The sequence below is a fragment of the Terrimonas ginsenosidimutans genome (genome assembly GCF_022012415.1).
GTDB classification, from domain to species: Bacteria; Bacteroidota; Bacteroidia; order Chitinophagales; family Chitinophagaceae; genus Terrimonas_A; species Terrimonas_A ginsenosidimutans.
On record NZ_JAKLTR010000014.1, the window covers coordinates 125,888 to 138,027 of the forward strand.

Annotated in this window: 11 protein-coding genes; 2 read left to right on the forward strand and 9 right to left on the reverse strand. The window is 45.2% G+C overall.

The features are described from left to right. Positions 1-378: 378 nt before the first annotated feature. A complete protein-coding gene (gene dnaG / locus LZZ85_RS20100) occupies positions 379-2,412 on the forward strand; it encodes a DNA primase (RefSeq protein ID WP_237875151.1) in 2,034 nt (677 codons plus the stop codon). 135 nt (positions 2,413-2,547) lie between these two features. Here dnaG and LZZ85_RS20105 read toward each other — a convergent pair whose 3' ends face one another. The 8 genes from LZZ85_RS20105 to rpsO all read right to left on the reverse strand — a co-directional run bounded on the left by LZZ85_RS20105 (position 2,548) and on the right by rpsO (position 9,767). Further along, positions 2,548-2,898, reverse strand: coding sequence for a hypothetical protein (locus tag LZZ85_RS20105; RefSeq protein ID WP_237875152.1), 351 nt, complete (start codon positions 2,896-2,898; stop codon positions 2,548-2,550). Between the two features lie 29 nt (positions 2,899-2,927). Next, complete coding sequence (locus LZZ85_RS20110) at positions 2,928-3,443, reverse strand: class IV adenylate cyclase (RefSeq protein ID WP_237875153.1); 516 nt, start codon at positions 3,441-3,443, stop codon at positions 2,928-2,930. A 101-nt stretch (positions 3,444-3,544) separates the two neighbouring features. After that, the gene (locus LZZ85_RS20115; protein WP_237875154.1) at positions 3,545-3,988 is read right to left on the reverse strand and encodes a hypothetical protein; all 444 of its coding nucleotides are present in this window, start codon (positions 3,986-3,988) and stop codon (positions 3,545-3,547) included. A 460-nt stretch (positions 3,989-4,448) separates the two neighbouring features. After that, positions 4,449-5,261 (reverse strand): M48 family metallopeptidase, encoded by an 813-nt coding sequence (locus LZZ85_RS20120; protein ID WP_237875155.1) that lies wholly within the window; start codon positions 5,259-5,261, stop codon positions 4,449-4,451. Between the two features lie 166 nt (positions 5,262-5,427). Then, complete coding sequence (gene plsY / locus LZZ85_RS20125) at positions 5,428-6,090, reverse strand: glycerol-3-phosphate 1-O-acyltransferase PlsY (RefSeq protein ID WP_237875156.1); 663 nt, start codon at positions 6,088-6,090, stop codon at positions 5,428-5,430. Positions 6,091-6,176: 86 nt separating this feature from the next. Then, positions 6,177-6,992 carry a 50S ribosomal protein L11 methyltransferase gene (gene prmA, locus LZZ85_RS20130; protein WP_237875157.1) on the reverse strand — a complete coding sequence of 272 codons (816 nt, stop codon included), beginning with the start codon at positions 6,990-6,992 and terminating at the stop codon, positions 6,177-6,179. Positions 6,993-7,128: 136 nt separating this feature from the next. Beyond that, on the reverse strand, positions 7,129-9,306 hold the full coding sequence (gene pnp / locus LZZ85_RS20135) for a polyribonucleotide nucleotidyltransferase (protein ID WP_237875158.1): 2,178 nt from the start codon (positions 9,304-9,306) through the stop codon (positions 7,129-7,131). 191 nt (positions 9,307-9,497) lie between these two features. Then, positions 9,498-9,767: a 30S ribosomal protein S15 gene (rpsO, locus tag LZZ85_RS20140; RefSeq protein ID WP_237875159.1), complete on the reverse strand. Its 270-nt coding sequence runs from the start codon at positions 9,765-9,767 to the stop codon at positions 9,498-9,500. Positions 9,768-10,087: 320 nt separating this feature from the next. Here rpsO and LZZ85_RS20145 point away from each other — a divergent pair, with 320 nt between their 5' ends. After that, positions 10,088-10,696 (forward strand): MiaE family protein, encoded by a 609-nt coding sequence (locus LZZ85_RS20145; protein WP_237875160.1) that lies wholly within the window; start codon positions 10,088-10,090, stop codon positions 10,694-10,696. 115 nt (positions 10,697-10,811) lie between these two features. On the opposite strand, the gene LZZ85_RS20150 is transcribed toward LZZ85_RS20145, so the two are convergent. Then, positions 10,812-11,966 (reverse strand): galactokinase, encoded by a 1,155-nt coding sequence (locus tag LZZ85_RS20150; RefSeq protein WP_237875161.1) that lies wholly within the window; start codon positions 11,964-11,966, stop codon positions 10,812-10,814. Between the last annotated feature and the right edge of the window lie 174 nt (positions 11,967-12,140).

The following is a 12,140-nucleotide window of genomic DNA, read 5'->3' on the forward strand; positions in this document are numbered from 1 at the left end:
TGGGTTTAACTCTACGAACTAAATCCTGGGGTGTTGGATGGTATTCTAAGGTAGGACTGTTTTTTGGAAAATGCGTTGAGCTTTTTTGCACACTCTGGGAGACGAGGGACGAATGGTCGTTGACCGTTGACCGTTGTCCGTTGTCCGATGGCCGATGATCAAATGGACAATGACAACAATAATGCTACTCAAAGACAGCTATAACACGGTTAACTTAACTATTGACAATTAGATACATAGAATCTTTGGCATTTTTAGACTGTAATCGGCCATCGGACATCGGACAACGGACAACGGACATCGGTCAACGGACAACGGTCAACGGTCAACGACGAATACCTGTCTAACTCGACCAGCGTTTCCTATATTTGCAGACCCATGATCTCCCAGCAAACCATACAGCAGATTCTCGGACGCATTGATATTCTTGATATTGTGGGAGAATTTGTAAAATTGAAGAAAAGAGGTAGTAATTACCTTGGGCTCTGCCCTTTCCACAATGAAAAAACGCCCTCTTTCATTGTTTCCCCGGGAAAAGAGATTTACAAGTGCTTTGGCTGCGGTAAAAGTGGTAACAGCATCAGCTTCGTCATGGAGCATGAAAAGTACAGCTATGTCGATGCCCTGAAATGGCTCGCAAACAGGTACGGCGTCGAGATCGAAGAAACTTTTGTAAGCGATCAGCAACGGCAGCAATACCAGACAGCGGACAGCCTGTTCATCATTAACGGATTTGCGCAACAGTTCTTTGCCGACCAGCTTTTCAATACAGAGGAAGGCCAGGACATTGGCCTCGCCTATTTCAAAGAAAGAGGATTCCGCGAAGAGATCATTCGCAAATTTCAACTCGGCTATTCCCCTGAACGAAGAGATGCATTTACCAAAGAAGCATTATCGAAACAGTATACAGCAGAACTGCTGGTCAAGACAGGACTTGTTGCCAACCGCAACGACCAGTTAATGGATAACTATCGTGGCCGCGTTATATTTCCTATCCATAATCACAGCGGGAAAGTATTGGGCTTTGGGGCGAGGATACTAAAAAAGAATGACCGGGCACCTAAGTACATCAACTCTCCGGAAAATGAGATCTATCTCAAAAGCCGCATTCTCTACGGATCATATTTTGCACGCACAGCCATAGATAAGGCGGATGAGTGCCTGCTGGTAGAAGGTTATACAGACGTGATCTCCCTGCACCAGGCAGGTATTGAAAATGTGGTTGCATCGGGCGGTACCTCACTAACCCCTGATCAGTTGCGTCTCGTAAAAAAATATACCAACAACCTCACGATCGTTTACGATGGTGATAATGCCGGTATCAAAGCTGCTTTGCGCGGACTCGATCTTGCACTCGAAGAAGGATTGAACGTAAAGCTTGTACTGATCCCCGACGGAGAAGACCCTGACAGCTATGTTAACAAAGTGGGCGCCTCAAAATTCACCCAGTTTGTCAATGAGAATAAGAAAGACTTCATCCTCTTTCAACTTGAAGTAGCACTGAAAGACGCGGGCGGGGATTCAATTAAGAAAGCAGACGTGGTCAATAAAATGGCGGAGACCATTTCAAAGATCAATAAAGCGGAAGATTTCACCAAACAGCAGGACTACATCAAGCAAACAGCGGAGATCCTGAAGATCGAAGAAACAGGCCTTCACTCCCTTGTAAATAAATTTATCCGCGACCGTATTGCCACACAGGAGCGGAAGATGCCTTTTGAAGAAGCAAGAGCACATGAGGAAAACGCAAAACAGGCAGAGGCGACCAACTATGATGATGCAACGTTCAACCTCTTGTTCAAAGACGAATTGCAAGAACGTGAAGTAGCACGCATCCTGATCGAACATGGCGTCAAAAAATGGAATGATAAAAAACTGATCGCAGAATACATCCTTGAAGAAATTCCGGATGAATCACTGATCGATAATGCAGAGGTCATCCTGCTGATCGCGGCTTTTAAAGAACTGATGCAATCAACCCCCGAACTCGCCACAAAGAACTATTTCATTTATCACCCGGATACAAAACTGAGCACCCTGGCTGTTTCATTACTCAACTTCCCCCATGATCAGAGTGACAGATGGAAAAGCGAATTCAGCCAGAACAGCGGGTTTCAGCAAAGCCTGTTCCAGCAAAGCTATGAAGACTTTATGCGCGCTATGCGCAAAGACAATGAGGCGGAACTGAACAACTTTCTGAAGATCGACGAAGACCGCTCCGATGTAGAAGTGGATTCTGCCATTATGTACCTGAAACTGCGCAAGATCAAACGCATGTTGCTCGAAAACCAGGCCGATCTCGAAAAACCGCATACAACCGAAGAACTTTACATGCTTCACCAGACACATGAACATCTCAAAAAGATGGAGATCGAGCTGACGAGGAATATGGGGGCAGTGGTGATTAAGTAAAAATTCAAAAGTAAAAATTGAAAAATGCCGGCCTGTAGCGGTGGTTTGTAGTCATTGATTACTAAAAGGTAATTTAACTACTATGAATTGAATCTTCAGGATTGTAATCTTGAGGATCTAAGCGGTCCATTCTTTTTATTCTTCGTGATCATTACAATCCGGCATAACCACGTAAGAATTCTCTGGCTCTGTAATGTCCACTTTAATCAGAATGGTGTCACCTTTATTCAATAAATCAAAGAGACAATCATTCTGTTCTCTGTTCTCATAGTTTGTGCCATTGAATGAATACGAGAAATAAACGAGTCTTCCTTTGAAAGTTTTCCGACGTGTCACTACGGCTTTTAAAAATTCTCCATTCCGATCAATGCGTTGCTTGTATTTGTTGTTCAACCACCTTGTCATTGCAGGTCCGCCAAACAATATTGCAAGTATAAAAAGAATAAACCCAACTAATGATAGCCAATTTTTCAGTTTGATATTCATATTCTATTAAAAAAATTGCTGCCCATATTTTACTTATGAAGCAGCAAATCGCTGTATGAAACTTCAATCAGATCATCTTCCCTTACCCCGAGCTCTTGCATATAATGATCGCATTGATTTCTCAACTCCGCAGCAGATAAATCCACGCCGATATTTCCTGCTTCTATCTCCATAAAATGTCCCAATCCCGGTACCTCATCGATATGGAATTTCACATTTTTTATATAATAAATCTCCCGTTTTTTCTCCACCACAACCTTCACTCCATTTGACTTAGCCAGCACCTCTTTCAACTTCCCCGCGTCCGGCACTTTCACCAATTCGAAATCCGAATGCTTCGGACCCGCCTGATTTGTTCTTTCATAATAGATCAGGTTGTTTTCGATATTGCCTTCTCTCAGCTTCAGCCTCCCATTCGGCACATTAAAATACGTATCCGTCTGGTGATCCGTTCCTCTGAACGCTGCGCCCCTTCCGATCAAATATTCTCTTACAAACGCCGCATCAGCGCATTTCGCTTTGATTTCAACATTCAAATATCCCATGGTCTGTTCTTTTAAAATCTCTTTTTCCCCGTTCCTTCCTTCTTAGCCACAAAAAAGGTTCAGCATTTCTGCTGAACCTTCAATACATTTAATCAAGAACCTTACTCTGCTACTGCAGTCGCCTGCCTTTTGCGAACCGGGATCTCTACTTCCCTTGTTTCTTCGCCTCTAACAAAGCGCATCGCGCTCCAGACATGATCCAGCTCAACGCGCTCGATACTTTCGTATCCTTCGCAGGTCAACCTGTTCCAGCTGCAATCACGGTTAAGATCGGTAACGATCTTAGAAGTTTGCTTTGGGTAGGCCACCCAGAATTTCGAATCATCTTTTAAAGAGGGCATCACATCTTTCAAAATCCCGTTCAGCTGATTTTCATTCACGGCAAATACCAATGCAAAGTCAATCTTCCGGTTCTTCAGAAGCGGAGTCATGTTTTTGGCGAAAGAAAGTTTGCTGAATTGTTTTTCGATTGAGGAGGGCAAACCCTGGATTAATAGATTCTTCTCGTCTGCCAGTTGTAACTTTTCAAAAACTGTTGGTAACATACTTTGAATCGATTTTTAAGGGGTTTCTGGCAATGCACCCCCGTCTGTGGGAGATGCTAATTGTCAGCGTTCTCATTTGCAGGGATGGCAAAGATAAGCAAAAATGCCGGCAATGGAAGCGGAAGGCGAAGAAAAATGAAGACTGTGGCGGGTTTGAGGGACTTCGTTGTCCGTTGCCGGTTGTCCGTTGACCGGTTTTTCACCCACTTGGCGATGTACTTTTATCCAGGCTCCCGAAGCAAGTCACCGGTAATTGTGCATTATACAGGTGATAAATATTTCATATAAAAAAGGAACCGCTGCATAACAGCGGTTCCTTTTTTATATCGATTAAAACCTAATTAGAATGAAAAATTGTTACACCAATCTCGCTTCAGACAGTAGTCACATCCAATGCTAACCCTTACAATGGTCCACGGACAACGGTGAACGATACGCCGCCAACAACCGACAGCCAACCTTAATTACCAACCGGCTTATAGTACTTCAATGCCTCCGGCATTAGCTTTTCCAGCTGTGCGATACGGTTGCCTTCTGAAGGGTGGGTACTCAAAAACTCAGGAGGTTTTGATCCGCCACCCGCTTTTTCCATACGTTCCCACAAAGGAATAGCTTCCCTTGGGTTGTAGCCTGCCATAGCGGCGAATTTAAGGCCCCAATCGTCCGCTTCCAGCTCGTTTTTGCGCGAGAAGGGCAACATTACCCCAACCTGGGAACCGGCCCCAAATGCAGCCATAAACAGGCTCTGCGTCGCGGCAGGTTTCTGCGATAATGCAAGTGCCAGCCCCTGTCCGACAGCCTGTACGCCCATTTGCTGACTCATCCGCTGGTTACCATGCTGTAACAGCGCATGACATACTTCATGTCCCATTACTACCGCCAGTGCGGCTTCATTCTGGGTGATGGGCAACAGACCTGTATACACAACGATCTTTCCGCCAGGCATACACCAGGCGTTCACTGCAGCATCATTCACAAGATTGTATTCCCACTTATATCCAGTGAGCTTATCCGCCAGTCCTTTTTCCTGGTAATAGCTGTTTACGGCAGCAACGATCCGCTGCCCTACTCTTTTCACCATCTCAGCATCACGGTTGGCAGTCGGCGCCACCACTTTATTCGATGAAAGGAAGGTCGTGTATTCCTGAGTGGCCATCGCCTGCAACTCAGATTCCGGTAATAAGGTGAACTGGCTCTTACCCGTAAGGGCGTTCTGGCTGCAGGAAATAAAGATGGCAGCCGCCAAAAATGCAGAAAGAAGTATCCGCGTCATAGTTTTGAGTTTAAAATATCTAAAAGCCAAGCATTGTACCAAATTGTGGCAGATGTCAAAAGTAAAAAGTAAAAATTCAAAAGTAAAAATTAAAAAGCTTCATAACCGGGATGCAATCCCTGCTATAAAGCTTTTTAATTTTTACTTTTGAATTTTTACTTTCTCCTTACTCCCCCACACTCTGTCTACGCCGTTCACGCCGACGATCGCGATGTTTCAGGATCGGAACTTTGCTTTCGTTACCCTTTAAAAGGCGACCAATATTTTTCTGGTGTGTCAATACCACCATCAGGGCAACAGCAATCGCAAATACCCGGTAGATATTATTATCCACGTTGAACACAACAAGGATGAATATAGGAAATGCAACGCTGGCAAGAATGGAGCTTAATGATACAAAGCGCGTCAGGAATAGCACCAATAGGAATACACCTGAGCAGGAAAGAGCTGTCCACGGAGAGATGCCGACTACCAGTCCGAAAAGAGTAGCCACACCTTTACCACCACGGAAATCTGCCCAGATGGGGAATATATGCCCAACTACCGCAGCAAGCCCCAGTCCGATCTGGAGATTGGTGAAGCGGATATCACTGTCAGCATAATCCGGAAGTAATAAAGCAAGTTTAACAGCAAGCATTCCTTTCAGCATATCAGTCACCATCACGATGGTACCCCATTTAGGGCCCAGCACGCGGTAGGTATTGGTAGCTCCGGCATTGCCACTACCATATTCCCTGATGTCGATATTGAAGAAATAACGGCTGACCCATACGGAAGTGGGTATGGATCCAATGAGATAGGCGAGAACTATCATCAATAGTTCGTTCATAGAAAACTGGGTTGAAGTTGAAATTCGAAATTAAGGAAAAAAACGTCTGGTTGGTAACGTTAATTTAACACAAAATATTGTTTTTCTCAATATGAAGTACTTAGACACAACCAGTTGTGTTTTTCCTTGCGGGAAACGACGTTCAGACCGTATTTTCCGGCGGCAGCCCTGATATCCTCCTCATCCTGGATCAGCAACCCGCTCAGTAACAATATGCCCCCCGGCTCCAGCTGGTCTTTCAGCACAGCCATATTATCAAGGATCACATTTTTATTGATATTCGCGAGGATGATATCGAACTTCCCCTGATCTGCCGCGCTGTCCGCTTTAGCGAGTCGGATCGCGTCGGTTCCGTTGTTCTCCTTATTCTCCCGCGCATTTTCAATGCTCCAGTCGTCATTATCGATGGCAACAATCTCCGTTGCTCCCAGTTTGGCCGCCAGAATAGCCAGTACGCCCGTACCTGTTCCAAAATCAAAGACCTTCTTTCCATTGAAGCCGATCTCACGCATCTGCTGCATCATCATGAAAGTAGTGGCATGATGCCCCGTACCAAAGCTCATCTTCGGTGTGATCACGATCTCATACTCCACACCAGGGATCGGCTCATGGAATGACGCACGCACTGCTACAAAATCATCCACCACCACCGGATCGAAATTCGATTCCCATACCGCATTCCAGTTCGTTTCCTCGATCACTGACATGCCGAAGGTCATATCATTTGCCTCCGCAATGACGTTCAGCTCCTCCAGATCACATTCTTCTTCTTTGATGAAAGCTTTCAATGTTTCATCCTCTTCTTCGAATCCTTCAAAATTTGCGGCACTTAATGCAGCCATAAGAAGCTCTGCCTTCTCCGTATCTATCGGTCTAAATGTTATCTGGAGATATTTACTCATAAACGGGAATTGTTTCTTTTGTTAATTAACTTAAATTAAAAAGTCAAAAGTAAAAAGTAAAAAACGTCAGCAGTTTGTACCTGCTTTCGCGTTTTTTAATTTTTACTTTTGACTTTTAAATTTTTACTTATCGCTCTTACTCTCCCTGAGGAGGTGTTCTTTGCTGATCTTCTCTTGGCTTGAACTCAGGTTTTGGGATCAGTGCTTTACGGGAAAGCTTGAACTTACCTGACTTCGGATCTGTACCGATCAGTTTTACTTTGAAAGTGTCTCCTTCTCTTACCACACCTTCCAGTGTTTCGAGACGCTTCCAGCTGATCTCACTGATGTGAACCAATCCTTGTTTACCTGGCAGGAACTCTACAAAGGCTCCGAAAGGAACAACTGATTTCACCACTGAATCGTACACCTCTCCTACTTCAGGAACGGCAACGATACCTTTGATCCATGCCTGGGCTTTGTCAACACCTTCTTTCGCTACGCCGAAGATGCTTACTTCACCCATATTGTTCACTTCCTCGATATTGATCGTAGTACCTGTCTCACGCTGCATTTCCTGGATCACTTTACCACCTGGTCCGATCACCGCACCAATGAACTCACGCTCAATGTACAGTTTCACCATACGCGGAGAATGCGGTTTCACCTCGGCACGGGCCGCAGGAATGCACTCATACATTGCGTCCAGGATGTGAAGACGGCCACGTTTTGCCTGTTGAAGGGCTTGTGCCATTACTTCCATTTTCAGACCATCCACTTTAATGTCCATCTGCACACCGCAAATACCATTACGGGTACCGGTTACTTTAAAGTCCATATCACCCAGGTGATCTTCATCACCAAGGATATCAGTAAGGATCGCATATTTATCACCTTTGGTGATCAATCCCATGGCCACACCGGAAACGTGGTGAGGAATAGGTACACCAGCGTCCATCAGTGCAAGAGAACCCGCACAAACAGTTGCCATAGATGATGAACCGTTTGATTCAAGGATATCACTCACTACACGTACAGTGTAAGCGAAATCACCTGTCGGCATCATCTGTTTCAGTGAACGCATCGCAAGGGCGCCATGACCAACTTCACGACGGCTCTGACCGCGCATCATTTTCACCTCACCTGTTGAGAACGGAGGGAAGTTATAATGCAGGAAGAATTTAGAATCATAAGATTTAGCAGCGCTTTCCACCAGCAGCTCATCCAGGGCAGTACCCAGGGTAACTGTAGTGAGTGATTGGGTTTCACCTCTGGTGAACAAAGACGCTCCGTGCGGAGAAGGCAGTACATCTACTTCCATATCCAGTGCACGAACATCTTCCAGGCCACGGCCATCGAGACGTACTTTCTCATCAAGGATCATATCACGTACCACATAGTACTGGAGATCGCTGTAGTAAGTAGACGCGAGCTTCTTTGTCTGATCAGGCAATGATTCGCCTTCTGGTAATTCACTTTTCAGGAATTCGATCAGCTCTTCTTTGATCGCCGCGAATTTATCGCTGCGCTCATGTTTAGGCAAAGCGCCTTTTGCAACTTCGTAAACCTTTTGTTTTGCAAAAGCGGTTACTTTTTGCTCCAGGGCTTCATCGGTAACAGGTTTTGTGTAGTCACGTTTGCCAGCCACACCTTTCAGATCACGGAGCTCCTGTTGTGCTTTGATCTGGATGCGGATCGCTTCATGCGCCACTTCGAGCACCTTCACGAGGTCCTCTTCGCTGCATTCGTTTGCTTCACCTTCCACCATCATGAGGTTCTTCTCAGTGGCAGCTACGATGAATTCGAGATCAGACTCTTCGAGTTCATTGCGGGATGGGTTGATGATGTATTCACCATTCACACGTGCTACACGTACTTCGGAAATAACTTCTTTGATCGGAATATCAGACACTGCAAGTGCGGCTGATGCAGCGAGACAGGCCATTGCATCAGGCAGTACGTCCACATCACTGGAGATCAGTGATACGAGTACCTGTACTTCACAGAAATAATCATCGGGGAATAATGGGCGCAGTGCGCGATCGATCAGTCGGCTGGTGAGGATCTCATAATCGTTCAGACGTGCTTCTCGTTTGAAGAATGAACCGGGGATGCGGCCGGCAGAAGCGAACTTCTCCTGGTAATCCACGGTGAGCGGGAAAAAGCTTTGTCCTTCTTTTGCCTCTTTATTGGCAACCACTGTGGCGAGGATCATACAGTTACCCATGGAAACAGTAACGGCACCGTCAGCCTGGCGTGCAAGACGGCCAGTCTCGATCGTTACCATACGGCCACCACCTATATCGAAAGTTTTGCGTATTGGTTGTTGTAACATAAAATTTGGAAAAATTGGTAATGAAAATTGAAACAGACAGCGCGAAAAACGGCATTCCTAAAAACAGTTATTCCCAACATCTGTAAGAAGTTGGGAATAATCGTTATATAGAGAGTCCTGTCCTTGAATTTGATCAAAACTCCCAGGTTAAAGACTTACCCAACTCCACTTGCGGGAGTAACAGTAAGGTCTTATTTTCTGATTCCGAGTTTCTCGATCAATTGGCGGTAACCTGTCAGGTTATGCTTTTGCAGGTAGTTCAGCAAACGTTTACGTTTACCAACCAGTTGCATCAGACCGCGATGAGTAGAGAAGTCTTTTTTGTTCTGCTGAAGATGTCCGCTGATCTGGCTGATACGCTCAGTCAGTTGCGCGATTTGACCTTCGATAGATCCTGTATTAGCGGCTGATCCACCAAACTGTGTAAAAATAGCTGCTGTTTTTTCTTTTGTTAGAGGCATCTTTGATTTTTTTAAGGAGTCACCCTAGTTGTATCCTATTATAATTTTGTGGCGGCAAAAGTACGGCAATATGGGGAAATGTCCAAATTATTTGGAGTGGCTTTCAGTTTGTTTGATGGCCGATGACCAAGGGCCGTTGGCCGGCTACAGCTTAAATTTCGAACTCTTTTTATAATGGACGAAATTATAAGTATTTAATTTTCAGAAAGTAAGGGTGTCAGATCCTGGCTATCGCCCCCGGCCAACGGCCATATGCCATCAGCCCATCGTTTTTTTGGTTCGTCGAATGGTAGTAAAGATCCGCTGCTTAATTTCGCCTCATGGACCTATCTCAAGACACCAAAAACATCCTCGGGCTTCAACTTCCCACAGATCCGAGATGGATCAACCTCGCAGAAAGATCACTGGAAGATATATTGACAGACCATGCTTTTTGCGAGCAGAAAGCGGCAACAACCTGTATCACACTCATCACGCGGTATAGCGACAAAGAAAAACTGGTGAAAGAGCTGGCGCCGATCGTCACCGAAGAATGGGGCCACTTCAGGCTGGTGCTGGCAGAACTGCATAAGCGGAAGCTGAAGCTGGGAAAACAACGGAAAGACCTGTATGTGAATAAGCTGCTGGAATTTCAGCGGAAAGGTGGTAACTGGGAAGACAGGTTCCTTGACCAGCTCTTAACAATGGCCCTGATCGAAGCACGCAGCTGTGAGCGATTTAAACGCCTCAGCGAAGGACTGGAAGACGAATACCTGCGGAACTTCTACAGGCGCTTTATGGAAAGCGAAGCGGGTCACTACACCCTGTTCATTGACCTCGCGGAAACCTATATGGATAAAGAAATCGTGCGGAAAAGATGGAAAGAATGGCTCGATTTCGAAGCAGACGTGATGGAGACGATGGAAGTGCGGGGAGACAGGATACATTAAGTAAGAAGTCAAAATTAAAAAGTAAAAAGTAAAAATATCAGGTATCGGGATCGAGGGTTGTTTCGATACTCATGCCTGATATTTTTACTTTTTAATTTTGACTTTTTAATTTTCCTTAGATCGCTCTCGCCCCATCTCCTATTTCCGAAGCGAATACTCCGGGCTCGTATCCGATTCTTTCTTTGTAGTAAGGTTTGATCTTTTCAGCATAATCATTGAAGTACTCTTTCTTCACGAGCGCAATCGCGCAACCACCGAAGCCGGCTCCCGTCATCCGCGCACCAATGCAATGCGGATAGCTTTTGCTGAATTCAACAATGGTGTCCAGCTCAATACCGGATACTTCATACAGCTCTTTTAAGGAGGCATGGGACGCGTACATCAGCTGACCAAATTCTTCAAGACGGCCATTCAGCAATGCATCTTTTGACAAGCTTACACGCTCGTTTTCCGTCACCACGTGCAATGCACGTTTTTCAAGAACGGCATCGTTCAGTACATGCTTCGCTTTATGAAATTCTTCAGAAGAAATATCACAAAGATTTTCCGCTTTGACAACCTGCTTCAACAGCTTCAATGCCCTGCCGCATTCTGCAAAGCGTTCATTATATTTTGAATCAGTCAGCTTTCTTTCTTTATTGCTGTTGATCAGTACAAGTATATTATCACCTATCTCGAAATTGAGATACTCATACTCCAGCGTATCACAGTTCAGCAGGATGGCTTTATCCTTTCTTCCCATGGCAACGGCAAACTGATCCATAATACCGCAGTTCATGCCGATGAATTCATTCTCCACCTTCTTTCCCAATACAGCCATTTCTTCTCCAGGAATATTCAAACCAAAGATCTGGCTGATCGCCGTTCCGGTACATACCTCGATCGATGCAGAAGAGGATACCCCCGCGCCGATAGGCAGATCACCATAGAACAACATATTCAGACCAGATAACTCATAGCCGCGTTGCAACATTTCATCGATCACACCAAGCGGATAATTGAACCACTCCTTCCCTGTTTTTGTATAGGAAGACTGCAACTGCAGGTCCGCTGTTTCTGGAAAATTGATACACTGCAAACGGATCTTCTTCTCCGTGTTTCTGGAAACAACCAGGTATGTACCCAATGTGATCGCACAGGGCATCACTTTACCTCCGTTATAATCAATATGTTCACCAATTAAATTTACCCGGCCCGGTGTAAAAAAAATGTGTTCAGGCTCTTGCTGATAGCGGGTTTTGAATTCCTGGAGTAACGCGTCTTTTGTCATGACAGGCAAGCTGATTAAAGGGTTTTAATGTTTAAGGAACACGTAAATGTAGGTAATTTTATTTTAAGTGTCATTTCTACACTAATTTATCTAAACGAGCTGGAGATGACGGTCTGGAGGTGGGGCCCGGGTAAAGTTGAGTGGCGTGGGGGCTACGCAAAGGGCGCAGAGGGA

What these genes read in the sequence shown, in the direction of transcription:
- rpsO (WP_237875159.1), bottom strand. Translation starts at nt 9,767, where the DNA reads ATGCCTCTAACAAAAGAAAAAACAGCAGCTATTTTTACACAGTTTGGT.
- dnaG (WP_237875151.1), top strand. Translation starts at nt 379, where the DNA reads ATGATCTCCCAGCAAACCATACAGCAGATTCTCGGACGCATTGATATT.
- LZZ85_RS20115 (WP_237875154.1), bottom strand. Translation starts at nt 3,988, where the DNA reads ATGTTACCAACAGTTTTTGAAAAGTTACAACTGGCAGACGAGAAGAAT.
- plsY (WP_237875156.1), bottom strand. Translation starts at nt 6,090, where the DNA reads ATGAACGAACTATTGATGATAGTTCTCGCCTATCTCATTGGATCCATA.
- prmA (WP_237875157.1), bottom strand. Translation starts at nt 6,992, where the DNA reads ATGAGTAAATATCTCCAGATAACATTTAGACCGATAGATACGGAGAAG.
- LZZ85_RS20145 (WP_237875160.1), top strand. Translation starts at nt 10,088, where the DNA reads ATGGACCTATCTCAAGACACCAAAAACATCCTCGGGCTTCAACTTCCC.
- pnp (WP_237875158.1), bottom strand. Translation starts at nt 9,306, where the DNA reads ATGTTACAACAACCAATACGCAAAACTTTCGATATAGGTGGTGGCCGT.
- LZZ85_RS20110 (WP_237875153.1), bottom strand. Translation starts at nt 3,443, where the DNA reads ATGGGATATTTGAATGTTGAAATCAAAGCGAAATGCGCTGATGCGGCG.
- LZZ85_RS20105 (WP_237875152.1), bottom strand. Translation starts at nt 2,898, where the DNA reads ATGAATATCAAACTGAAAAATTGGCTATCATTAGTTGGGTTTATTCTT.
- LZZ85_RS20150 (WP_237875161.1), bottom strand. Translation starts at nt 11,966, where the DNA reads ATGACAAAAGACGCGTTACTCCAGGAATTCAAAACCCGCTATCAGCAA.
- LZZ85_RS20120 (WP_237875155.1), bottom strand. Translation starts at nt 5,261, where the DNA reads ATGACGCGGATACTTCTTTCTGCATTTTTGGCGGCTGCCATCTTTATT.